Genomic DNA, 24480 nt, shown 5'->3' with positions numbered 1-24480 from the left:
GAAGGTTATGTTGAAAGCAAAACGTCTTGGAATCATCGGTGGAGTTCTCGCCGGAAGTCTTGTTCTGGCAGCCTCTGCCTCTGCCCTGCCCCTGGAAAGCCATGTAGGCGCCACGTACGGTATTCCCAGCGAAGGCGACAACGGCCTTGAGCTGGAAGTCGGCACCCTGTATTCCCATGAATCCGGATTTTACGCTGGTGCCACCTATTTCACCAATGATCTGCTGGACGACGACTGGGATTTCTCTGATTATTCATATTTTGAAATTACCTTTGGTTACGAAGGCGAAGCTGGAGCTATCGGTTACGACCTGGGTTTCCTGAAGACCATGCCCATGGACAGCGATATTGACGATAACGATGAAGTGTATGCTGGTGTTCTCTTCGCTCCTACAGAAGAGCTGGGTCTGAGCGCCTACTACTACATGAACCTTGACTCGGATCTTGATGCTGACTATGTGGAGCTGGGAGCTGAGTACGATCTGGGCGTAGCGGTTGCCAGCTACCTCTACACTATGGGTATTGGCGACAATGACGAAAAAACCTCGGAAATCGGTATCAGCAAAGAATTTATTCCAAGCCATGAGTTTGGCCTGTTCTACACCGTTGACCATGACGACAGCGACAACAGTGTTCTCGAGCTGAGCTGGACCTACAGCTTCTGATTCTGCCCTCACCATTTGTGGTTTGTGGAAAAATATCGTCGGCCGGCCCTGCACGTGTGCGGGGCCGGTTCGCGTTCAGGGTTTCATGTCAGGGCGTGGCGGGAATATGGCAGCGGGAATGGATGGGAAGGTAGAAGTAGAATGAGGTTCCCTGCCCTGCCTTGCTGGTGAACTCTATGGTTCCTCCATGAAGAAAGACACATTTCTGCACGATGATCAGCCCCAGCCCGGTTCCCTTGATGCCCTCGGTGTTGGAACAGCGATAGAAGGACTGAAACATGTTCTTTTGTTCATCCTCCGGTATGCCAATGCCTTCGTCCCGGACGCAGACGATAATATACTCCTCATGCTGTTGTGATATCTGCAGATGAACCGGCTTCTCAAAGGGTGAGTACTTCAGGGCATTGCTCAGCAGGTTGGTGACGATGTAGCGCAGAAGTTTTGCGTCGGCATCAATGTTATTGGGAATCTGCCCGGCATCAATATGGATTTCACGATCCCGGTAGATCTGCTGCATTTCTGTCACGATGGTATGACAAAGGCTGACCAGATTGAGGGGTTGGGGGTTGAAGGCGGTTTGCCCGGAATCCAGGCTGCCCAGGATCAGGACATCTTCCAGTATGGCAACCATGCGCTTGACTCCATTACGGATGGAGAGAAGATGCTGTGCGCGCTGCTCCTCACTGATGCGCTCAAAGTACCGTTCCAGGATTTCAGCTGATCCCATGATGCCTGCCAATGGAGTGCGGAATTCATGGGAGACGGTCTGAATAAAGGTGTTTTTCATTTTATTTATACTGCGCTCCTCTTCCAGGTTGGCGCGTATCTGTGCTTCTGCTTCTTTGAGTTCTGTGATGTCGTTGGCAATCTGCAGGTGCACGACTCTTCCATCACTCCAGTGAATGGAGCGATCCCGCCGCTGAAACCATTGTCCTGTTGAAGGTGTCTGGTTTTCCCATACAATATTTTCCCCATTGGGTTGGCCATTTTCATCAACCAGCAGGTGATAGCGACAGAATGGGCAGGGTTGCTGCTGGTTTTCCTGAATATACTTCCAGCACTTTTCCCCGATGACGTCGCCATAGAGTTTTCTGGCCATCTGGTTGAGATAGATCAGTTCATGGGTGCGTATGTCGGAGACATAAATAATGGCGTCCATGCTGTCCAGCAGCATTTCGAAGTTGTTGCGCGAAGCGCGCAGAGCTTTTTCCGTCTTTTCCTGCAGGGAAAGCTGTCGCAGGATATAGAGTCCGAAGCCACCGAGTACCGCTGAGAGGAGCACCATGATCGCAATGGTGAGCAGCCTGTCCTGGTGCCACTGCGCCAGGTACTCCTCTGCCTGCATGGTGGTGCTCACCACCAGGGGCAGCTGTTCGACCGTGCGATAGCTGACGTAGCAGGTGTCCTGCCTGTCTGGAAACTGGCACAGAAAGCTGTCGTGGGGATTGTGATACCATCGATTGTCAAGGAAGACAGGGTTGTTTTCCATGGCGATACCCTGAAGCTCTTCGCGAAAGGGATGGTGCAGAAGGGCTTCGCCGTGTGGCTTGCGCCAGAGTGCCATGGTACCGGTGCGACCGATGTTCAGCGACTCGAAGTACTGCTGGAATACCTGGGAGTCAATGGCAGCCATGACTACGAAATCCAGGTGATCTTCAGTGTGCTGAGCGCGACTGATGGGAATGAACCATTGTCCGCAAAGCTTGCTCCGCAAGGGTGTGCCTATATACAGGCCGTGGCCGGGATCTGAGTGGATGGTGAAGTACGTTCGGTCCAGGGCATCAAGATCCGGCCTGGGATGCTCCTGGTTGCGCCAGGCGATGAGGCTTATCTGGCCTGAGGGGGCGATGACACTTATACCGGATACTTCGGGTATACGCTCAATGACGGACTGCAGGCGCTGCCTGCCAGAATCGGTATTATCCAGAAGGTCTTCTGTTGAAAGGGCGTGCAGGGTCTCCCGGATGATCATGTCGATGGATCCGATGGTCAGCTTGACATATTTTTCCTGGGCAAAGGTCAGGTTGTCGAGATTCTGTTTGACCTGCTGAAGGCTCTGGGAGCGGGAATTTGTGATATGCCACAGACCAGTTGCCCACAGAATGGCAATGCTGAGGATGCAGAAAACCATAATAATGAGTTTGAGCGGCAGGGAGTTCCCGATGGAGCGCTTCATGGTGCGTCCACAGTGACAGGAAAACCCAGGGTCACGGTTGTCCCCTGGTCAGGGATGCTCTGAATGTCCAGAGAGCCCTGGCTGTGCTGGAGAATAAGTTTCACAATTGCCAGTCCCAGTCCTGAACCCTGCTGCTCGTAATGATGGCGTTCAAATTGCTGAAATGCTCCCAGTTGGTCGAGGTTTTCTGCGGGAATGCCTCGCCCCTGATCGCTGACACTCAGGGTTATGGAATTACCTGTCAGGCGGCATTGCAAGGTAATCGGGCTGCCTGCTGCAGAAAACTTGCAGGCGTTATCTGTCAGCTGTCGCACCACATGGGAAAAGTAGGGAATGCAGGCGTGAATGGGATATTCGGGAAGCGCAATTTCCATGTCTTCGATGCGCTTCCACTTTTTCGCAACGTCACTGCCAATATGCCTGGTTATAGTGCACAGGTTGTCTCGTATCTCACCGGAGCCGCTCCTGTTGCCGGTGAAGCGCAGAAACTGCAGCTCATTATAGAGCAGATACTTGTGGATGGTTTCCATCAAGCGTTCTGCAGCACTTTGGATGGCGCAGGCCATGGGGACGATTTCCTGGTGACTGAGGTTGCTCGGCTCTTCTTCAATAATCAGCTCTGCATATCCCAGGATACTGTTGAGAGGGGTGATGAGTTCATGGGGGATTCGCGATGCCAGCTCTGAGCACAGGGCCTCCGAACGTTGCTGCTCCTGCTCCAGCTGCAGGCGTTTTTTCCGCAGACGAACCTCTATGGCCTGCAGCAGCTCCTCAATAGGCGCGGGTTTTTGGATATAGTCATCGGCACCCATCACCATTCCTCGTCGCACGTCTTCCTTGTCAACCTTGGCCGTGAGGAAGAGGAAGGGAATGCTGGCGGTGCGCGGATGGCTCTTGAGGGCTTCAAATACCTGATACCCATCCATTTTCGGCATCATGATATCGCACAGAACCAGATCATGATGGCTTTCGAGGGCCTTGCGTACCCCTTCCTCTCCGTCCTGGGCGTCATCGACGTCATAATTTTCCAGGGTCAGCAGCTCTACCATATTGTGGCGTAGTACCGGATCATCTTCGATCAGCAGAATTCGTCTCATGATTTCTCCTCCGCAATACACTGGGATAGGGGTATGGTTACGGTGAACGTGCTGCCCTGGTTCGGTTTGCTCTGTATCTGGATGGTGCCGTTGTGCAGGTCGAGGCAGCGCTTGACGATCATCATGCCGATGCCGGTTCCCTGAATATGGCTGGCGTTGCTGCCGCGAAAAAAAGCTTCAAACAGGCGCCCGCGATCGCTTTCGGGAATACCTATCCCGAAGTCGGTAACGCGGAAACACAGTTCTTTGGTGGTATTGAATATGGAAAAGTGTACCGGTGATGTGGCGGGCGAATACTTCAGGGCATTACTCAGCAGGTTGGTGAGGATGTGGTGCAGCAGGGATTCGTCCAGCATGGCACAAGTCGGAATATCCCTGAAGTCAAGTTGGATGCGCTGGCCGGGGAAGATACTGTGCAGCTGATCCTGAATCGCGCGGCACATGGCCACCAGATCAACAGGAGATGGGCTGAAGTTCGTTTGTCCGGAGTCCATGGCGCCCAGAGCCAGGATCTCCTCCATCATGAAGACCATTCGCTGTACCCCGCTGAGGATAGTATCCAGATGTTCATCCCGGCGCTCAGGGCTCAGGCGCTCCAAATATTTTTTCAACAGTTCCGCCGAGCCCATGATGCCAGCCAGTGGAGTGCGGAACTCGTGGGAGACCATCTGTACAAAGGTGCTTTTGAGTTCATTGAGTTCCTCCTGTTGACGCAGACTGCGCAACAGCTCATCTTCAAAGCGCTTGCGCTTTGTTATGTCTGTGACATAAGCGACCATGCGCCACTGGCCGCTGGTGTCGGCAAAACTCGTTGAAACAATCTCTGCCAGAAAGCTCTCGCCCCCACGTCGCACGAATTTCCACTCTTCGCTGGAGCTGGTGTGAGCGTTGCCAAACTGCTCGAACCACTGGTGCCAGGCCATGCGGCTCTCTTCTGGCAGGATTTTTGTCAGGCTGTGCCCTGCCAGGGATTCAAAGTGATAATGCACCTTGTGACACATGGCCGGATTCACCCACTCAATGGTGCCACATGAGTTTATGATCACAACTCCCAGTGGTGTACTCTCCAGCAGGCGCCACAGCCGTTGTTCACTGCTGCGCAACGCTTCTTCAACCTTTTTCTGGGGGCTCATGTCGCGCATGATAGATGAAAGGTACTCCAGGTTTCCCTGCTGGTCGCGATGGGCGATTATGACCTGTGTAACGGGAATGGTTTTTCCGTGTCGGTTGGTTATGACGTTTTCGCCCTGCCAGATCCCATTGGTGATGGCAGAGGGAATCGCAACTCTGGTGAGAATCTTCAGGGATTTTGGAGGGTGGAAGAGGTCAAAAGAGATGGCAGTGACGTCTTCGTCGGGTTCAACTCCGACCATGGCGCGTCCGTGGGAATTCCAGAAGATCATGGTGCCGTCGGGGGTGGCAATATTGACGCTGTCGGTGGTGGCTTCCAGGATGCGCACCATGCGCTCCTGCTGTTCTTCGAGGATTTTACGTTCCGTGATATCGGCATGGGTGCCGATCATGCGCAGGGGCGTTCCGTCTCTGGCCCAGCTCATGACCTTTCCCTGGGAGCTGATCCAGCGATAATTACCGTCGCGATGCCGCAGTCTGTACTCCGATCGATAGAGCCGGTCAGACTTGCTGAAGGCAGGCTCGTGGGCCTGCATGACGCGCTGGTAGTCATCAGGGTGAATGCGCTGTTGCCACTGTTCCAGGGAGTTGGGAAGTTCATGGTCGCGGTAACCCAGAATTTCCTTCCAGCGTGGAGAAAAATAGACCTCTGAACTCTGGATATTCCAGTCCCAGACGCCAATATTGGTGCCTTCCAGCGCAAATTGCCAACGTTGTCTGTTGGCAAGTAACTCCTCTTTGCGCTTTTGCAAGCCTGGAGAGCTGCCCGAAGCAATGGTGTCTGTGAGCTCAGTCTGTGTTGCCAGAACCCAGCAGGTCTGCTGCGATGTCAAGGATACCTGCGTCAACTCCAGGAAAATTTCACCTTGGGGCAACTGGATTGCTGTGACAGCGGGTTCGCCTGTCCTGGCGACCATTTTCACGGCATTGTTGAGTTGAAGCGCGTCTGTTTGTCGTAACCATGGGTGCTCGGGAAGCTTCTCCCGCTGGCATCTCAGCGCTCGCAGCGCTCCATCGCTGGCTTCCGCCAGCTCCCCATTGCCACGGAAAAGCAGCTGAATAAAGGGAGAAGCATGAAATGCGTGCAGAAACAGTATGTGAGGCGGAGATTTGGAAGTGTCAGCCATGGCGTGCTCCTGTGTGCCGGTTGACGCGTGCGAGAATCGCATGGCTACAAAAAATTCGGATCCAGGTGTATCCGAATGTAGTTGAGAACTTCAACGGACTCAACTGGTTTGCAGAAGGCTTTGGTGACCTTACCCTTGATCCCGTGCGCTACATCCATATTGATGGTGCCGCTGAAAACGATGATAGGAGTATCTGCATTCAGAAAACTGCGCTTGCGGATGCTGTCGATCATTTGAACACCACCTAGCCTGGGCATAGAGATATCGGTGATGATGAGATCAAACTTTTCCTTGGATACTCGCTCAATGCCACGTTGACCATTTTCGGCAGTGGCGACGCTGTATCCCTCAAGGGCGAGAATGGTGGTGAGGTTATTGCGCAGGGTTTCATCATCTTCGACGACCAGAATGCGCATTGGTGAGGCTTTTGCGGGCATAATGCTCTCCTGGAGTATGCGGCGTTCCGATGACACAGGAAAACTGTAGTCTGAATGACAAATTAAAGTCAATTGATAACGGATATTGTCTGCTGATTTTTTCGTCGATACTTCCCATTGCCATGTGCTGTAATGGGAAATTTTCGCAGGGTCCATGAACATTGTACGCCACAGATGGTTTAAGTATTGACTGGTACGCTGTTTAATCGGGAAAATTGAAGGGGAGGGAACCCTCCTGCGTGAGCCCTTGTCCTCTGGTGCTCCGAAAAGAAAAAGGTATTGTTATGGTGTGGCAGTTGATTATAATGAACCACAGGTCGGGTGCGGAAATATCTCATCCACCGCAGGTGAGTTTCTTCAGCAGCACTGAAAATTCCGGATAGAGCTTTATGAAACTGAAGTTTCGCACCCCCGAAACGACAGGTTGTCTGCGTGTTCCAGATGATATGCTGAAATGGCGGAATGGTTCCGCACAACTGCGTCGCTTGACATTGCCCTCGCCTTGTCTATGAGTTTCTTTGCCACTTTGGACCCGCCCAAAGTGGCGCAAAAGCGGCCCCCAGTGCTGTCCTTTTCAGCCGCCCGCTTGCCTGGAACTGGGGACCGCAAACAACCGCCCTCCGTGGCTTTTGGTTTGCGGTTGCCGCCCTCGTGGCGGCAACCCTGCGGGTCCATAGCGTTCCAGTCGGCGCGTCCTGGCTGGGCCAGCACACGGGGGAGAGACAGAAACAGGCCGTTCCCCCCTGAGCCCGTCCGGTGAGTGCGATGCCTGGCTGGCAAGACCCGAACGGGACACTCACAGGAAGTGAGTGGTCCGGCAGCACTGCAGGGAAGCAGTGTCTGCCGGATCTCCAGAACAGGCGAGCAGGCGATCCGGATAAACGGGCGTTCGGGGGGCGCGTTTTTGGGTCCTTTTTGGGCGGTCAAAAAGGACAATATCCGGAGGCGAAAAGTGGAACACCAGATGAGTCAAGCATGCAGAATCAATATTGCTTCCGCGTGGTAAGTGCTGGGGAAATAATTGACTAAGAGCTTGTCCATAAATAATCATTGACCATCATGATAGTTTGCTATAGAATGATTCAGTGAGAGATCATTCATGGCGGTGATTTATGTCTAAAGTGCAATCATGGGAAGTCTCAGATGCTTTCTGGCAAAGAGTTGAGCCTTTGCTGCCAATCCAGCAAAGAGATCTTGACAAGGTCTACAAGCGCAAGCCTGGTGGTGGGCGCAAGCGACTTAACCCCAGGAAGGCGTTTTCCGGCATTGTCTATGTTCTGCGCACCGGTTGTCAGTGGAAAGCGATACCCAAGGAGCAGTTTGGTTGCGCCAGTGCCGTGCACAAGTACTTCATTGAGTGGAGTAAGGCCGGTGTATTCGAAGCTATTTGGCGTCAAGGGCTGGCTGAGTACGACGAGATGGAGGGAATTGCCTGGGAGTGGCAAAGCATAGATGGCGGAATGTACAAAGCACCAATGGCTCTTGAAACCGTAGGGAAGAACCCGACGGATCGGGGAAAAAAACGGGAGCAAGCGTCATGTCCTGGTGGACGGTCGTGGCGTCCCGTTGTCCATCGTCGTAACCGGAGCGAACCGGCATGATGTGAGCCAGCTTGAAGCTGTTCTTGATGGCGTAGTCTTCGAGAAGCCTGCAGAGCAGGAGCAGCATCTTTGCGCAGATTGTGGCTACAAGGGAAAGCAGGCGCTCAGCAGCATTCTTCAGCGCGGATACATACCCCATGTAAAGCAGCGAAAAGAAGAGATCGAGGACAAGAAGCGTGACCCATCAAAGAAGGCGAGGCGCTGGATAGTGGAAGCATCTATTTCCTGGTTCAACCGTTTCAGGAAGATTCATGTGCGCTTTGAGAAGCTTGAGGTCACTCACTACGGGTTGACGTGTCTTGCGGCAGCCATAATCACATACAGGAAAATCGGCGTAATTTATGGATAAGTTCTAAGTCGATGCAGTAAGGTGCAAAAGTTAAGATGAAAGCTATGGTTCGCAGACAGTCTTTTCAGCGCCGGGTACTGGTAACGACGCTGGCGATAATTTTTGCGGGTATCTGGTTTTTGTCATTTATTGTCACCAACTCCCTGCAGAAGGATATGGAGCGGTTACTGGCAAGCCAACAGTACGCTACGGTATCCCTGATGGCCCACCAGATTGAGCGGGGCTTTCAGGCTCGCGTCCAGGCCCTCGAAGAGTTGGCAGGCAGGGTTGGACAGCTGGGGATTGCCCATGATCCCGAGGCTATCCAGTCCATGCTCGAGTACCGGACTTCCCTGCATCAGCTCTTTAATGGCGGACTTCTCTTTGTGGATGAGGGTTTTACGGTTCGAGCCGATGCTCCGCCGCAGCCGGGACGTCGCGGTCTGACCTACGCCAGCAGCCCCTATCTGCCCACGGTTTTCCAGGAAAAGCGCACCGTCATCAGTCCGCCCCTCATTGGGGGAGCCCTGCAGAGGCCCCTGGTGGTTATCGCTGCTCCAGTCCTGGTTGACGGCAATGTGGTTGGCGTCATCAGCGGTGCTACCAATCTTGCCTTGCCGAATTTCCTGGACGATATTGCCGCCCAGGCTTATGGACACAGTGGCGGGTATCTGCTCGTCTCTCCCCGGGATGGGGTTTTTGTCACGGGAACCCAGAGCGATTATGTTATGGCAAGAGTGCCGGAATCCGGCATCAATCCGCAGTTTGATCGCTACATGTCGGGTTACGAGGGATCGGGGATTTCCGTCAGCTCAAAGGGGGTGGCCCAGCTCTCATCGGCCCACTCCATAGCCACTCCTGACTGGTTTCTGATGTCGATACTGCCTGTCAGTGAAGCCTTTGCACCCATTGCCCTCCTGAAGAAGCGCATCCTGCTCCTGGCCCTGGGTCTGACTCTGGTCAGTGGTCTGCTGATGGCCTGGGTTCTGCGTCGTCACTTCCGCCCTCTTTACCAGGCCATTCACAGCATCCGCAGCGCTGCCCGGGAGCCAGACCTCTTTCCTCAGCTCCTTGAGGTGCGGATGAATGACGAAATCGGCGAACTGCTCAAGAGCTTTAATGTCCTGCTGGAAACCCTTGGCCAGCAGCACCGCGAGCTGTGCGCCCGCGATGAATTGCTGGCCAAACTCTCCTCCCAGATTCCCGGCGTGCTGTACCAGTTTCGCCTCGGGCCCGATGGGCAGTTCACGGCACCCTATGTCAGCCATGGTATCCGGAAGATCTTCGAGCTGGAGTTTGAAGATGTCAAAGATGATGTCCAGGCAGTATTTCTGCGCATACACCCCGATGAGCTGGATGATGTGCTGCGCAGTATTGACGAATCGGCCCGCAACCTGACCCCCTGGCGTTCGGAGTTCCGGGTGCTCCTGCCCGGGCGGGGAGAGTCCTGGCGCGAAGGCTACGCCATGCCGGAAATGCAGGACGATGGCTCTGTGCTCTGGCATGGCTTCATTACGGATATTGACGAGCGCAAGATGATAGAGGGACGCCTTCACCTGTTGAACGAGCACCTTTCCGAACAGGTGGAGTTGGAGGTACGGGAGCGGCTGCAAAGCGACGCCAAGTACCAGAACCTTTTCAATACCATTCCCGACGCCATCTTTATTCACCCCCTGGACGAGAACAATATGCCCGGTGTCTTTGAAGAGGTGAACGAAAGCGCGTGTCGCCTGCTGGGTCTGAGTCGGGAAGAGGTGCTGAAGCTCAGGCCCATGGACATTCTGCCTCCCGAGTATCACGAACAGGTGGCTGTGCGCATGGAGGAGCTCCTTCGCAAGAAGCACATTCTCCTGGAGCAGCCCTTGCGCACGGCCGACGGGAGAGTTCTGACCATTGAGCGCACCTCCAGCCTGCATGCCATGAACGGACGCCAGATTCTGTTCAGTATCGTGCGGGACATCACCGAGAAAAAACGTCTGGAGCGCGAGCGGGAGATGAACCAGGCGCTGCTGATCCAGCAGTCAAAGCTGGCGGATCTGGGTCACATGATCGGCGCCATTGCCCATCAATGGAAGCAGCCCCTCAACAATATTGCCATTATTGCCCAGTCATTGCCTGACATGCAGGAAACGGGTGAGCTGGATCGAAAAACCCTGGTGGACTACACGGGTAAGCTGATGAACCTCATTCAGTTCATGAATCAGACTGTCGATGACTTCCGCAGCTTTTACCGGCCATCCCGTGAAATGGCGGCCTTCTCCCCCGCCGATGATGTCCGGGCGGTAGTCCAGCTGCTCCAGGATCGCCTGGCGCGCCATGGCATCGAAGTGGATATGGACACAGAGGGTGGCCCCCCTGCCTGGGGATACTCCGGAGAGTTCCGGCAGGCGGTGCTCTCTGTACTCAATAATGCCATTGATGTACTGGTGGAGCGCTCCGTGCCACAGGGCCATATCGCCATTGAGCTGGGTGTGGAGGGAGACTTTGTCATGATTGCCATCGAGGATAACGGGGGTGGTATTTCTGCGGAGCTGCTGCCCGACAAGCTTTTCAATGCCTTTACCAGCACCAAGGGAGAGGAGGGAACCGGCATCGGACTCTCGCTGTGCAGAACCATTATAGAAGAGAAGATGGGTGGGCGGATAACTGCCCGCAATACCGATGGCGGCGCGCGCTTCACCTTCTGGCTGCCGTTGCACCAGGAAGAAACAAGAGAGGAAACGTAAAAAGTCCCGGTGGAATACTCCAGCGGGACTTGTTGTATGTGTGGCGCCCCCGGCGCGATTCGAACACGCAACCTACGGATTCGTAGTCCGGCACTCTATCCAATTGAGCTACGGGGGCCTCTCAAACTGCTGGGGGAGCATACCCAAAGCGCCGTGAGATTGCAAGTAAAAATCTCACTTCAGAAAAACAAATGGATTTTCATAAAAACTCAGCTGATCGCTGTGGTTGAGTTCACGCAACTGCCCTGGCCGAGGAAACAGATTGCGCTGGGCCATCTGAAAGGGGCTCTTGCGCTCGGCGAAGTAGAGCAGGTCATCGAACATAAAGCTGAAGTCTCCGCCGGAAAGGGTGAATTCCAGGTCTTTTGGGGGGCGATCCGAGCCCAGGGTCAGGGAGAGTGGCATATCATCAAGGCGGATCTCCAGTTCGTCCAGATTGATATCCAGCTTCATGGAGGCGCTGGGTGAGTTGGATTTTTCCACAGAGATGGAAGGTTCGCGCAGCTGCCTCTCCTGAGCATCGACCAGCTGAGGCAGTGGCGTCGCCTGTGAGGCCAGCGCCAGCAGACCAAGACCCGTCAGCAGTATTCCACTCCACCCGATTACTTTTCCCGGAACCATTTGAAAAACCACCTCAATGTCACTATCATGGGGAAGTTCATACACCGAAAAACGTTCTTTTTCAACTGTGTCACCGAGGAGTACCATGCAGACTCTGTGTTATATCGTACGCGGAAAGGTTCAGGGCGTGGGTTTTCGCTACTTTGTTCACGGCGTGGCTCAGGCCATGGGCATCGCGGGAACCGTGGAGAATCTGCCCGATGGTTCCGTGCGTATTTATGCCTGCCTGGACGAAGCGGATCAGGCGACCTTCAAGGCCAGGGTTGCCGCCGGCCCACCCCTGTCGCGGGTGGATGAAATCGAGGAAAGGAAAGTGCAGGCCCATGCCTTTGAGGGCTTTCGCATTGTGGGGTAAAGCATGGACAGTATCGCCAGACTGATGAGCGTTGGCAGGATCACCTACGACAAGGATCTCAACTCGTCACATTCAGGAAACATCTCTTTTCGAGCTTCCGATGGAAGCATCCATATTACCCGCCGGGGCTCCATGCTGGGCTTTCTGACCGAAGGGGACGTCATTCGGGTGGAGGCAGGCGGGGAGCACCCCCAGGCTTCCCGCGAACTGCCGGTGCACCGCGCCATTTACGACGCCAACCCCTCCGTCGGGGCAGTGGTGCACGTACACGCCCTGCACGCCACTGTGCTCTCCACCTTTCACGATGAGATCCTTCCGGCCGATGCCGAAGGGCGCTACTACCTGCCCCGCATTCCCGTGCTGGAGTGCGCCAACCCCATCGGCTCCGACGAACTGGCCGCAGGGGTATCCAGCATACTGCAGCAGCAGCACGCCGTCATCGTGCGCTCCCACGGCGTCTTCGCCGCCGGCCGTGATCTGGACGAAGCGCTGCTGTACGCCTCCTGCACCGAAAGCATCTGCCGTATTCTCTACATGACCGCCCACTATCAGCAAAGGAGTCAGCCATGCGAATAGCCATCATCCTGGCCGGCGGCCAGGGCAGACGGATGGGGGCCACCCTCCCCAAGCAGTACCTTGAACTTGCCGGCAAGCCGATTCTGCAGCACACCCTTGAAACCTTCGTCAGCTTCGGCTTTTTTGATGCCTATGTTCTCGTGCGCCGACCTGAGGACGCTCCCATGGTCACCTCCATAGTGGAACAGGCACAGGTACCGGTTCCCGTCACCCAGGTGGAGGGAGGAGCCGAGCGGGCCGACTCCGTGCTGGCCGCCCTGCGCGCCATTCCCCATGCCGGAGCTCGGGTTTTTATCCATGACGGCGTGCGCCCCTTTGTACGCCGCGAGCAGGTGGTCCGGCTCGAGCAGATGCTCAGCACCTACGCCGGGGCCATACTGGCCGTGGAAGCCCATGACACCATCAAGGTCGTCGTCGAACCTCCCCTGATTCAGGGAACCTTCGATCGCCGCACCATCTACCACGCCCAGACCCCCCAGGCATTCGTCCTCGAAACCATTCGCACCGCCCTGGAGAAAGGCACTGCCGGCCTGACCGACGACGCTTCCGCCCTGGAACGCGAAGGACTGCCCGTGGCCGTTGTTCTGGGAGATCTGCGCAATATCAAGATCACCACTCCCGAAGACATGGCCATCGCCGAAGCCATACTGAAAGGCTTTTAGATGTCACACTGGATCACGGGCAAAGACGCCCCCCTGGAAGAATCCGTTGCCGCCATGACCCGCATTCTGAAAGACCTGGGATTTGATCTGCAGGAATCGGCCTGGATGCATCAGATCGACCCCGTCTACTCGGTGCGCCTCTCCCAGCGGGACTGCCCCGCCGTGGCCTCCAACGGTAAAGGCACCACAGAGCTGGCGGCCCGCGCCAGCGCCCTGGGCGAAATGATCGAGCGCCTGGCCTGCCGCCACTTCTTTGCCGATTATTACCTGGCCCGCCAGGACGCCCCATGGGTTTACGACCCGCGCGAGCAGTGGTTCAGTGCCAGCGAAGCTTCCCTGGAAGCCATTTTTCCACCCCACCTGCGGGAAATCTACGACCCCACCGGCGAACTGGAACCCACCGACCTGCTGGACCACAATGGCCCGCTGGGCGATGGGCACATCTGCTGCCTGCCCTTTGAACGCTCCAGCGATGGCAGCCGCCAGTGGCTGCCCGTCAGCCTGCTTGGCAACCTGTACGCCAGCAATGGCATGGCCGTCGGGAACAGCCTCGCCGAAGCGCGCGTCCAGGCCCTGTGCGAAATCATCGAACGCTCCGTCAAGTACCAGATGATCGGCCAGGGCCTCAGCCTGCCAGTCATCCCTGCCGAAGTATGGCAGGGATTTCCCGCCGTGAAGTCAGCCGTGGAACAGCTCCAGCAGAAGGGTTACGGCCTGCGGCTGCTGGACGCCTCCCTGGGTGGCCGCTTTCCCGCCACCGCCGCCGTCCTCATGGAACAGACCAGTGGACGCTGCCTGTGGTCCTTCGGCTCCCATCCCCTGCTGGAAGTCAGCCTGGAGCGCACCATCACCGAACTCCTCCAGGGACGCCCCCTCTACAGCGCCGAGGGCCTGCGCTTTCCCAGCTGGGATCGGGAAGCGGTGGCCAGCACCAGCAACCTGGAAACCCACTTTATCGACTCCAGCGGACTGGTACACATGGACAGCCTGCGCCAGCCCGCCGATTATGCCTTTACCCATTGGAACGGCTCAGCGGACAGCCATCAGCAGTGGCAGGACCTGCTCACCCTCTTTCAGGAGATGGGGCAGGACCTGTACCTCATCGACCAGTCTCACCTGGGGTTTCCCGCCTGCCAGATCATCGCCCCCGGATTTTCCGAAATCTATCCCCCCGAAGAGCTGGTGTGGAACAACACCTACCGGGCCGCCCCGCTGCGACCACGTATACTGCGCCTGCCCCGCCTGAAGTACCCGGAAATCCATCAGTTGTGGCAGCAGTGGAATGAGCTGGACCCCGAACCATGGCGCCCCATGCTGGAAGCCCTGGGAATCGCCATGCCCGCCAACCAGGAAGGCCTGCTGTGGCAGGATATGCTCAGCGGTGACGTGAAGATGCTGATTGCCCTGGCCGTGGGCGAGCGGGATGAAGCCCTGGAGTGGCTGGAACAGCGCCTCCAGCTCCCCTGCCACCATGGCCGCAACCAGGCCCTGCTGCACTGCCTGCACACCGTTCTGATGGAAAACCAGCAGGATGATGGCGCGTGTCCACTGCCCCTGGAAGAGCTCATCGCTCCCGACATCCTGCGCCAGGCCCGACAGTTGGCCGCAGGGCACCTGAGCGCCCTGGAGGAGCTCCCCCTCGACAACAACAGCCCGCACCAGGCAGTGCTCAGCGCGTACCAGAAAATAGTGGATGCTCAGCAGGCCAACCGGGAAAGCTTTTGAAAATCTGCCCAGAAGGAAGTATTTGGCGCAGATGCAAAAAGGCCGCGCAGTTTTCCTGCGCGGCCTTTTTTGTGTAAAACCCAGATTCCTTCGGGGCTGCCATGTTCAGCTCGGCACACCCTGGCGGTCTGCTATCCCTTCTTGGAAGCGCCTTCCATGCGGTGGCGCTCCTGTCCGTCCAGAATGGCCTTGCGCAGGCGGATGTTCTTGGGGGTCACTTCCACCAGCTCATCTTCACGGATGAACTCAATGGCGCGTTCCAGGGTCATGGGCAGTACGGGAGTCAGGGCGATGGCGTCGTCCTTGCCGCTGGCGCGCACGTTGGAGAGCTTCTTCTCCTTGCAGGGGTTGACGTTGAGGTCGTTGTCCCGGTTGTGCTCGCCGATAATCATGCCCTCATAGACTTTGGTGGCGGGAATAATGAAGAGCACGCCACGGGGCTCCATATTGTAGAGGGAGTAGCCGGTGGCTTCGCCCTGGCGATCAGAAACCAGGGAGCCGCTGAGGCGGCTGGCAAAATCGCCGCGATGGGGCTCGTAGCCGCTGAAAATGGAATTCATGATGCCGGTGCCACGGGTATCGGTGAGGAACTGGCTGCGATAGCCGATCAGGCCCCGCGAAGGGATGCTGAACTGCACCCGCACTCGCCCGGTGCCACGATTGGTCAGGTTGACCATGCGACCCTTGCGGTGGGAGAGTTTCTCCGAGATAACGCCCAGGTAAATCTCCTCGCAGTCGATATAGACATCCTCGATGGGCTCCAGCAGGGTTCCGCCTTCATCGCGGCGGTAGATGACCTCCGGTTTGCCCACCATGAGTTCAAAGCCTTCACGGCGCATGGTTTCAATGAGAATCGCCATCTGCAGTTCGCCCCGGCCTTTCACGATAAAGGTATCGGAGTTGGGTGTCTCTTCCACTTCCATGGCCACCGAGCGCAGGGTTTCGCGCTGCAGGCGCTCGCGGATCTTGGTGGACTGCACCAGTTTGCCCTCCTGGCCGGCAAAGGGAGAGGTGTTGGGGGCGAAACGCATGGAGACCGTGGGACGGTCAACCCGCAGGCGGGGCAGGACCTTGGGTTGCTCCTTGGTGCAGATGGTGTCGCCGATATGCACATCTTCCACACCAGCCAGAATAAGGATGTCGCCAGCCTGCACCTGTTCGGCCTCTTCCATCTCCAGGCCAGCGTAGACCTGCACCTTCTTGATTTTCAGGGAGTGCTGCTCGCCCGTTTCGCCAATGCACACCAGGGCGGTGTTGCGTTCCATGGTGCCGTGGGCGACGCGGCCGATGGCCAGGCGGCCCAGGTAATCGGAGTAGCCCAGGTCGGCCACCAGCATCTGGAAGGGTTCAACGGGGTTGTGGCGGGGGCCGGGAATCTTCTGGAGGATCGTATCCATCAGGGGTTTCAGGTTCGTGGATTCGTCTTCGAGCTTGTGCTTGGCGATGCCCTGAATGCCGATGGCGTAGAGGACGGGGAAGTCGATCTGCTCGTCATTGGCGTCCAGATCGATAAAGAGATCGTAAATCTCCTCCAGCACTTCATCAATGCGGCTGTCGGGACGGTCGATCTTGTTGATGACCACCACAATGTTCAGGCCCAGATCCAGAGCCTTTTTCAGTACAAAGCGCGTCTGGGGCAGGGGGCCTTCCGAAGAGTCCACCAGCAGAATGGCACCGTCCACCATGGCCAGGGCCCGCTCCACCTCGCCGCCGAAATCGGCGTGGCCGGGAGTATCCAGAATATTGATCTTGACGCCTTCCCATCGCACCGAGCAGTTCTTGGCGGCAATGGTAATACCTCGTTCCCGCTCCAGATCCATGCTGTCCATCACCCGCTCATCCACGGACTGGTTGTCACGGAAGAGACCACTCTGGCGAAAAATCTGGTCAACGAGCGTGGTCTTGCCGTGGTCGACATGGGCGATAATGGCGATATTGCGGATGGAATCATTGGTGCTGAGCTGGGACATGGGGGACGTTCTCCTGTTGTGTCTGGAATCTGGTAAAGTATTTCGCGGATATTCGGGAAGGCAAGTCTTTACCATAACATCAGGCAAAATGAAATAGGCCTGAAAAAAAGGAAAGCGTGAAGAGTGCGAAAATGGGGAATCCCCCACGGCATATCAGCGAATTCTTGCCCTTTTTGACCGCGCAAAAAGGACACAAAAACGCGCCCCCCGAACGCCCGTTTTTCCGGATCGTTGGCTCGCCTGTCCTGGAGATCCTGCAGACACTGCATCCCTGCAGTGCTGCCGGACCACTCACTTCCTGTGAGTGTCCCGTTCGGGTCTTGCCAGCCAGGCGTCGCACTCACCGGACGGGCTCAGGGGGGAACGGCCTGCTGCTTCAGGGCTCCTCACCCTTGAATGGCAATCACTTTTGCTGCACAATAACCGCAAACCAACAGCTTGCGAGAACTCAGGAGGCACCATGGGCGAAGACAGGGGCTACGTGCAGATCTATACAGGTAATGGCAAAGGCAAAACCACCGCCGCCCTCGGGCTGGCCCTGCGCTGTGTCGGGGCGGGATACCGGGTCTACCTGGGGCAGTTCATCAAGACGGCGGATACTTCGGAGGCCAAAGCCATTGCCATGCTGCAGGGAGGCATTGTCCATGAAACCTTCGGCAGTGGGCGCTTTATCATGGGCGCTCCGGACGAAGACGAGTTGGCCCGCGCCCGTAATGGCCTGCAGAGGGCCAGGGAGGCCCTGCACAGTGGACAGTATCGGCTGGTGATCCTGGACGAAATCATCGGCGCCATGGGTGCCGGCGTGCTGGCCGTGGAAGAGGTGGTTCAGCTGATTCGCAACCGTCCTGATTCCGTCGAGCTCGTATTGACCGGACGCAATGTGCCCGCGCCCATTCTGGAACTGGCTGATCTGGTCACGGAAATGGTCCCGCTGCGCCACTACTTTGACGCCGGAGTTCCCGCGCGAACCGGCATTGAAATGTAACGCTTCACGGTGTCATCGGAAGACAAAAGAGGGTCTCACACCAAGCTCACAAAGCACTCCAAGAAAGGCAATTAAGAGAAAAGGCAATATTTGACGCCTGTTCGCTTTGCTCACTCGGGACGTGCTGAGCAAATACAAGGGACATTGATCTGGCTGCCCATCTCCTCCGTGTTCTCAGCGGCTCCGCGAGAGGAAATGGACTTTCCTGCATTCAAAAAACTCAGTAATGACATGCAATACGCTCTGCACCGGAGGCATCATGCAACACCTCAAAGAAAGCATTCGGCAGTTCTGCCGCGAACGCGACTGGGAGCAGTTTCACTCCCCCAAGAACCTGGCCATGGGCCTGAGTGTGGAAGCCGCCGAACTGCTGGAAATATTCCAGTGGCTCAGCGAGGAGCAGAGTCGCAACCTGAGCCCGGAGCAGCGGCAGCGGGTCAGTGAGGAGGTGGGCGACGTGCTCATCTTTCTGGTCAACCTGTGCGACAAGCTGGGTCTCGACCCCCAGGCCTGCGCCATGGAAAAACTGCAGGCCAGCGCCGCCAAATACCCGGCGGAGCTGGTAAAGGGGAGTGCCCGGAAGTATACGGAGTATTGACAGGCTGCTGTCCCCCCCCCCATCTGCGGTGTTGCCCACTGTCGCTCGTCATTGCGATGTACGGGGAGTACGCTTCACTCTTCGCTTTGCGGGCGCCTTGCACCTGTGGATTTTTCAATTACCTGCGTCACTGTGAGAGTGACGAGTTTTTCAGCACTCTGTGAAAAGGAGGGACCATGTCCGCAACTATCGTCTACATGACCGCCGGAAGCGAGGAGGAGGCCCGCCGCATTGGCCATGTCCTGGTGGAGGAGAAGCTGGCTGCCTGTGTGAATATTCTGGGTGGCATCACTTCCCTCTACTGGTGGGAGGGGGCGGTGCAGGAGGGGGGCGAGGTGGCTTTTCTGGCCAAAACCCGTCCAGAGCTGGTGGATGAGCTTGCCCGGCGGGTGGTGCAGCTGCACTCCTACGACTGCCCCTGTGTGGTGAGTCTGCCGGTGGCTGGTGGTCATCCGGCTTTTCTGCAGTGGATCGGCGAGAGTACCAGGTGAACCTGGTCTGGCTGCGCAATGATCTGCGCATAAGCGATCAGCGTGCCCTGGGCGCGGCTGCTGCGGAAGGCGGTTCCGTACTGGCCGTCTTTTGTCTTTGCCAGCGACAGTGGCAGCGCCACCACATGGCTGCGGTGCGCCGGGATTTTCTGCTGCGCAATCTGGAGTGCCTGCGCCTGCAGCTGCAGGCCGTGGGTATTCCCCTGTTTGTTCTGGACTGCCACGACTTTGCCGCTGTGCCAGAGGCACTGCTGAAGCTTGCTCGCACCACCGGCGCGCGCAGGCTCTTTTTCAACGAGGAGTACGCCATCGATGAGTGGCGGCGCGATATGGCGGTGGAGCGATGTTTCCGGGAAAACGGCATGGAGGTGCGGCGCTGCTGTGACCACGTGGTGGTTCCCGCCGGGCAGCTGCGCAGTGGTCGCGGGGAGTGCTATCGGGTCTTCACCCCCTTCCAGAAGGCCTGGCTGAAGCTGGTGGTGGAAAATCCGGCCCTGCTTGCGCCTGCTCCCATCGTAAATACGCAGCCGCACCCTTTCCCCGGCGACGGCGCTGCACTTCCCACGGATATCCCCCACCCGCTGGCCCACCTGTGGCCCGCCGGGGAGGCCGAGGCCCAGCGCCGCCTGCAGGCTTTTCTGGACGGCCCCATCCGCCGCTACCATCTGGATCGGGATTTCCCCGCCATAGAGGGTACCAGCGCCCTTTCGCCCTACCTGGCCTGCGGGGTGCTGTCCATTCGCCAGTGTGTCAGCGCGGCTCTGGAACTGGCCAACGGGGGCAGTGAAGGGGCGCGGGTGTGGCTCAGTGAACTCATCTGGCGGGAGTTCTTCCAGCACATTCTGCGCGCTTTTCCACGGGTCAGTACAAACCGCGCCTTTCAGGAGCATACGGAAACCGTAGCCTGGCGTTATGATGAAGGGGAGTTCGCCGCCTGGTGTGAGGGGCGCACCGGCTACCCCATCGTGGATGCCGCCATGGCACAGCTGCACTCCACCGGCTGGATGCACAACCGCCTGCGCATGATCTGCGCCATGTTTCTCACCAAGGATCTGCTTATCGACTGGCGCTGGGGCGAGCGCTACTTCATGGAGCACCTGGTGGATGGCGACCTGGCCGCCAACAATGGTGGCTGGCAGTGGGCCGCTTCCACCGGCACCGATGCCGTACCCTACTTCCGCGTCTTCCATCCCACCACCCAGTCAAAGCGCTTTGATCCCCACGGGCAGTTCATCCGCCACTTTTTGCCTCAGCTGGCAGAGCTTGACGAGAAATACATCCACGAACCCCATGACAGCAGCGGCCTTTTGAGGCCCAACATCGATTATCCCCGGCCCATGGTGGACCATAAAGTGGCCCGCCAGCGGGCCATTGACGCATTCTCCCGCAACCTGAAGCCGAGGTGACCTGTGCCTGATTCCAATCTGCAACTGGTGGAGCATCTGAAACAGCGGGGGGTTCTGAAAACTCCAGCCCTGGTGGAAGCCTTCCGCGCTGTTGATCGTCGCAGCTTTGTTCCCGAGGAATTTTTCTTCAACGCCTATGAGGATCACCCCCTGCCCATCGGTCATGGCCAGACCATCTCCCAGCCCTGGACCGTGGCCTTCATGCTGGAACGGTTGCAGCCTCAGCCGGGCAATCGCGTGCTGGATATTGGTTCGGGGTCAGGCTGGACCACCGCTCTGCTGGCCCATGTGGTGGGTGCCGAGGGTTTCGTGCAGGGATTGGAGCTGATTGACGCATTGGTGGAGCTGGGACAGCAGAATCTGAGCCTGTGGGATTTTCCCCAGGCAGCCATTGACAAGGCAACCCCCGGAGAGCTGGGGCAGCCGGGGCAGGTGTTCGACCGCATTCTCGTCTCCGCTGGCGCTGCCAGTCAGAAAGCCATACAGCAGCTTCTGCCGCAGCTGGCCTGTAACGGGAACCTGGTGATCCCGGTGGCGGGCTCCATCTGGCATCTCCACAAGGGTGAAGACGGCGTTCTGCAGTCCTGGGAGCACCCCGGCTTCGCCTTTGTACCTCTTTTGTAACACTTCTTACTGAACTTTCGCACCCCGCGGCGATTGTCTGCGCTGACCCTGATGCTATGTTCTAATGGCAGAAATGGTTCTGCACAGACTGCGTCGCTTAACATTGCCCTCACCCTGTTTATGAGTTTCTTTTGCCACTTTTGGGTCGCCAAAAGTGGCTGGGAAGCGCCCCCCAGTGCTGTCCTTTTCAGCCGCCCGCTTGCCTGGAACTGGGGACCGCAAACAACCGCCCTCCGTGGCTTTAGGTTTGCGGTTGCCGCCGTCATGGCGGCAACCCTGCGGGTCCATAGCGTTATGCAGGCAATTGAAAAGTTCTCAGGTGCAAGGCGCAAGCAAGGTGAGGAGTGAGGCGTACTTCCTGTACGTCGCAGCGACGAGCACTTGTGAGCAACGCCGCAGATGAGGGCTTTTCAGCAGCCTGACAGTCGGCGCGCCCTGGCTGGACCAGCACACGGGGGAGAGGCAGAAGCAGACAGTTCCCCCGTGTGCCCGGCAACGCAGCAGATGGGCCTCTTTGAGCAGCCTGCTGCCGGATCTCCAGAACAGGCGAGCAAACGAGCCGGAAAAAACGGGCGTTCGGGGGGCGCGTTTTTGCGTCCTTTTTGCGCGGTCAAAAAGGACAATATCCACAAACGAAAAGAGAAATACCAGATGAGTCAAGCATGCAAAATCAATACTATTTTCGCGTGCAAACATCAGAACAGTAATGCCTGAAGCCAAGGCGGCAAGGATGCGAAACCTCAGTTATTAAAAGCGGTCTTTGTGCCCACGCAGTATGCCGAATACCTCTGCGGGGTCCAGATCCTGGTCCACTTCACCCAGAAAGCGCCGCGCGTAATCCTGAACGTCTTCGGTATGACAGCGCAGGAAGGGGTTTATCAGTCGCTCCTGCCCCATGGTGGAAGGCGTGGTGGCTTTGCCCATGCGGCGCAGGGCCTGTACTTCGTCGTGGTAGCCAAGCAGCGCCGGGTTGGATGGCTCAACATGGCGGGCAAAGCGCAGGTTGCTTTCGGTGTATTCGTGGCCGAAGTAGATGGCCACATCATCCGTCAGGCTGGCCAGCCTGACGTTCAGTGAGTGGTACATCTGCTCTGCACTGCCCTCGAAGAGTCGCCCACAGCCCGCGCTGAACAGGGAGTCCCCCGTAAAGGCGGCGCCATCAAAGTGATACACCACACTTCCCCTGGTGTGGCCGGGGGTATGGAGGACACGCCCCGGGATCTTGCCGACGGTGAGGGTATCACCGTCATTGGCGAAGCCGTTCTGACCGGGGATGCGCCCACGGTCTGAAGTGTGAGCCCACACCCGCAGGCCGGGATACGCCTGCAGCAGCTCCTCCACACCACCCACATGGTCGGCGTGGTGGTGGGTGCACAGCAGGGCCGTGGGGCGGATATCATGATGCCTGATGACGCGATCGACGGGAGCGAACTGGCATGGATCCACCACTGCTGACTCTCCGGTCTCCTCGCAGAGAATCAGGTAGGCGTAGTTGTCCTGGGCGCAGGGAATGGGGATAATTTTCATGGGTACGCTCCTTTTTCGGCGGGGAAGTCCTGTGTAAGTTGCCGAGAAAGCTTGTGTTAGCTTTATGACATTGTGAATTTTTTTCAGGACGCCTTTGCTTGCGGCAATGTACTGCCTTTTCGCGCTGTCTGCAATTCCAACCGGATAGTTGTTTCTTTTGAAATACGTTAGGCGAGGCAAGTCTCTGGAATCAGGGTGTCATTTCGCCTAACTTCCTGTCATATTTACGCTTGTCATATTTCCTACACAGTATTTTCCTGTTGACATTATCTGGTAAGTCATGTCTATAAGGTGAGATAGATCAATTTCCATGGGGTGGACGATGTGCGCTGGCTGCTTGCTCTGCCTCGGAGAAGAGGGAGCGCGTGAAAGTCGTACCAGTTGTCATGGGTGTGCTTGCGTTTACGGGGAGTGCGTGGGGAGTGCCGGAAGATCTGGTGACCCAGGCGAATATAGATATGCTGTGGATCCTGATTGCCACAGCGCTGGTGTTTATCATGCAGGCAGGGTTCACTTTGCTGGAAACGGGCATGGTGCGGGCCTCCCCTGAAGATGAAGAGGTGGGCCTGAACGTCAGTGAGCATGGCGCGCGCATGAGCTGGGTGGATACCATTTCCACCGTCACCAGCATTGCCGGCAGCGGTGATCTGACCCAGCGGGTGGAAGTTGAACGGGGAACCGAGATAGGCGATGTGGCCAGCGCCTTTAACCGCTTTCTGGCGGACCTGGACGCCAAGGCGAGAACCCTGGAGCAGGCCAGCGAGGGTAACCTGGAGCAGGAAGCGCTGTCCCGCGGCCCCCGTGATGTGCTGGGCAATGCCGTGGATCGGCTGTTGAGCAGCCTGCGGGATGTAACTGGCAAAGTGCGCCAGTCCACCGATATCATCAGCACCAGTGCCCGTGAGCTGGATGGCTCCAGTCAGGAACTCTTCAACAGTAACGAGAGCCTGGTGAAGCTGATGGAGCATATCAGCGCAAAGCTGCACAATGCGGAGCAGGAAGCTCAGCAGATGAAAGACATTACCCTGCGCGGAGCCGCCCAGGTACGCGATACCATTGAGCGCATGGGTACCATTACCCAGTCACTGGACCGTCTGACCCATCTGATGGCAAAGCTTGAAGACAGTTCCAACCGGATCGGCAACTTTATCCGCTCCATTCACGAAGTTGCCGACCAGACCAACCTGCTGGCTCTCAACGCCGCCATTGAAGCGGCACGGGCCGGAGAAAACGGCAGAAGCTTCTCGGTGGTGGCAGACGAAGTGCGCAAACTGGCCGAAATGACCATGATGACCGCCAAGGAGATCGACACTCTCTCCAGCGAAATGCGCCTGCGCTGCGCCGACGCCATTGAGCAGGCTACCCAGAGCCGCGAACACACTGTGGTCATCTCCCAGGAAGCCCGGGAGACCACCGCCACTATTGGCTCCATGGAGCAGGAAATCCTCAGCATGGCCGGCATGACCCAGGAGATCATGCACACCATCCAGACCCATGAGCAGACCTGGGACAGTACCCGCAATGCCAATGAAAAAGTGGCCCAGGTGGCTCTGCGGCTCTTGAATGAAGCTGGGGAACTGGTCGATCTGGTCAGCTTTTTTGACGGAAAAACCGCTTCTCGCGGACTGGTCTCGGTGAAGCCATAGTGGAGAA

20 protein-coding genes and 1 tRNA gene are annotated in these 24480 nt (G+C 57.1%); 13 read left to right on the top strand and 8 right to left on the bottom strand.

All coding sequences use genetic code 11. The features are described from left to right. Positions 1-7 precede the first annotated feature (7 nt). The gene (locus SELIN_RS14275; protein WP_013507100.1) at positions 8-664 is read left to right on the top strand and encodes a TorF family putative porin; all 657 of its coding nucleotides are present in this window, start codon (positions 8-10) and stop codon (positions 662-664) included. 88 nt (positions 665-752) lie between these two features. On the opposite strand, the gene SELIN_RS14270 is transcribed toward SELIN_RS14275, so the two are convergent. Genes SELIN_RS14270 through SELIN_RS14260 form a run of 4 tightly spaced genes read right to left on the bottom strand, consistent with a single transcriptional unit; the run spans position 753 to position 6632 of the window. After that, positions 753-2840, bottom strand: a complete 2088-nt coding sequence (locus SELIN_RS14270) for an ATP-binding protein (protein WP_013507099.1) — start codon at positions 2838-2840, stop codon at positions 753-755. Then, positions 2837-3937: a hybrid sensor histidine kinase/response regulator gene (locus SELIN_RS13000; RefSeq protein WP_013507098.1), complete on the bottom strand. Its 1101-nt coding sequence runs from the start codon at positions 3935-3937 to the stop codon at positions 2837-2839. Before SELIN_RS13000 ends, SELIN_RS14270 begins: the two co-directional genes overlap by 4 nt. Then, positions 3934-6195, bottom strand: coding sequence for a PAS domain-containing sensor histidine kinase (locus SELIN_RS14265; protein WP_013507097.1), 2262 nt, complete (start codon positions 6193-6195; stop codon positions 3934-3936). Before SELIN_RS14265 ends, SELIN_RS13000 begins: the two co-directional genes overlap by 4 nt. A 44-nt stretch (positions 6196-6239) precedes the next feature. After that, positions 6240-6632: a response regulator gene (locus SELIN_RS14260; protein ID WP_013507096.1), complete on the bottom strand. Its 393-nt coding sequence runs from the start codon at positions 6630-6632 to the stop codon at positions 6240-6242. A gap of 1112 nt (positions 6633-7744) precedes the next feature. On the opposite strand from SELIN_RS14260, the gene SELIN_RS14970 reads away from it, so the two are divergent. Further along, positions 7745-8582, top strand: a protein-coding gene (locus SELIN_RS14970) for an IS5 family transposase (protein WP_156788070.1) whose coding sequence is annotated in 2 segments (ribosomal slippage) — positions 7745-8149 and positions 8151-8582 — 837 coding nt in all. Because the reading frame shifts where the segments join, the coding sequence is not laid out codon by codon here. Positions 8583-8617: 35 nt separating this feature from the next. After that, positions 8618-11287, top strand: a complete 2670-nt coding sequence (locus SELIN_RS12970) for a PAS domain S-box protein (RefSeq protein ID WP_041726150.1) — start codon at positions 8618-8620, stop codon at positions 11285-11287. A 41-nt stretch (positions 11288-11328) separates the two neighbouring features. Here the strand turns inward: SELIN_RS12970 and SELIN_RS12965 are convergent. After that, a tRNA-Arg gene (locus SELIN_RS12965) sits at positions 11329-11405 on the bottom strand. A gap of 56 nt (positions 11406-11461) precedes the next feature. Then, positions 11462-11995, bottom strand: coding sequence for a hypothetical protein (locus SELIN_RS12960; protein ID WP_041726149.1), 534 nt, complete (start codon positions 11993-11995; stop codon positions 11462-11464). On the opposite strand from SELIN_RS12960, the gene SELIN_RS12955 reads away from it, so the two are divergent. Genes SELIN_RS12955 through SELIN_RS12940 form a run of 4 tightly spaced genes read left to right on the top strand, consistent with a single transcriptional unit; the run spans position 11994 to position 15226 of the window. After that, entirely contained in the window at positions 11994-12263 is a 270-nt protein-coding gene (locus SELIN_RS12955; protein ID WP_013507093.1) for an acylphosphatase, read from the top strand. The genes SELIN_RS12960 and SELIN_RS12955 overlap by 2 nt on opposite strands. A 3-nt stretch (positions 12264-12266) precedes the next feature. Further along, on the top strand, positions 12267-12839 hold the full coding sequence (locus SELIN_RS12950; protein WP_013507092.1) for a class II aldolase/adducin family protein: 573 nt from the start codon (positions 12267-12269) through the stop codon (positions 12837-12839). Next, complete coding sequence (gene ispD / locus SELIN_RS12945) at positions 12830-13501, top strand: 2-C-methyl-D-erythritol 4-phosphate cytidylyltransferase (RefSeq protein WP_013507091.1); 672 nt, start codon at positions 12830-12832, stop codon at positions 13499-13501. The genes SELIN_RS12950 and ispD overlap by 10 nt, the downstream gene beginning before the upstream one ends. Next, positions 13502-15226 (top strand): YcaO-like family protein, encoded by a 1725-nt coding sequence (locus SELIN_RS12940; protein WP_013507090.1) that lies wholly within the window; start codon positions 13502-13504, stop codon positions 15224-15226. 131 nt (positions 15227-15357) lie between these two features. Here SELIN_RS12940 and typA read toward each other — a convergent pair whose 3' ends face one another. Further along, positions 15358-17196, bottom strand: coding sequence for a translational GTPase TypA (gene typA / locus SELIN_RS12935; RefSeq protein ID WP_013507089.1), 1839 nt, complete (start codon positions 17194-17196; stop codon positions 15358-15360). A 304-nt stretch (positions 17197-17500) separates the two neighbouring features. On the opposite strand from typA, the gene cobO reads away from it, so the two are divergent. From cobO to SELIN_RS12905, 5 genes are all read left to right on the top strand, one after another. Beyond that, a complete protein-coding gene (gene cobO, locus SELIN_RS12925; RefSeq protein WP_269493427.1) occupies positions 17501-18181 on the top strand; it encodes a cob(I)yrinic acid a,c-diamide adenosyltransferase in 681 nt (226 codons plus the stop codon). A 259-nt stretch (positions 18182-18440) separates the two neighbouring features. Further along, complete coding sequence (locus SELIN_RS12920; protein ID WP_013507087.1) at positions 18441-18779, top strand: nucleotide pyrophosphohydrolase; 339 nt, start codon at positions 18441-18443, stop codon at positions 18777-18779. A 176-nt stretch (positions 18780-18955) separates the two neighbouring features. Next, the gene (cutA, locus tag SELIN_RS12915; protein WP_013507086.1) at positions 18956-19270 is read left to right on the top strand and encodes a divalent-cation tolerance protein CutA; all 315 of its coding nucleotides are present in this window, start codon (positions 18956-18958) and stop codon (positions 19268-19270) included. Further along, a complete protein-coding gene (gene phrB, locus SELIN_RS12910) occupies positions 19267-20676 on the top strand; it encodes a deoxyribodipyrimidine photo-lyase (RefSeq protein ID WP_013507085.1) in 1410 nt (469 codons plus the stop codon). Before cutA ends, phrB begins: the two co-directional genes overlap by 4 nt. 3 nt (positions 20677-20679) lie before the next feature. Continuing rightward, positions 20680-21300 carry a protein-L-isoaspartate O-methyltransferase family protein gene (locus SELIN_RS12905; protein WP_013507084.1) on the top strand — a complete coding sequence of 207 codons (621 nt, stop codon included), beginning with the start codon at positions 20680-20682 and terminating at the stop codon, positions 21298-21300. 747 nt (positions 21301-22047) lie between these two features. On the opposite strand, the gene gloB is transcribed toward SELIN_RS12905, so the two are convergent. Continuing rightward, positions 22048-22827 carry a hydroxyacylglutathione hydrolase gene (gloB, locus tag SELIN_RS12900; RefSeq protein WP_013507083.1) on the bottom strand — a complete coding sequence of 260 codons (780 nt, stop codon included), beginning with the start codon at positions 22825-22827 and terminating at the stop codon, positions 22048-22050. Between the two features lie 365 nt (positions 22828-23192). On the opposite strand from gloB, the gene SELIN_RS12895 reads away from it, so the two are divergent. Further along, entirely contained in the window at positions 23193-24473 is a 1281-nt protein-coding gene (locus SELIN_RS12895) for a methyl-accepting chemotaxis protein (protein WP_013507082.1), read from the top strand. Positions 24474-24480: the final 7 nt, after the last annotated feature.

It is taken from the genome of Desulfurispirillum indicum S5 (assembly GCF_000177635.2).
Lineage (GTDB): Bacteria > Chrysiogenota > Chrysiogenetes > Chrysiogenales > Chrysiogenaceae > Desulfurispirillum > Desulfurispirillum indicum.
Note: the sequence above shows the minus strand (reverse complement) of the source record. Positions and strands in the feature narration are given on the sequence as shown.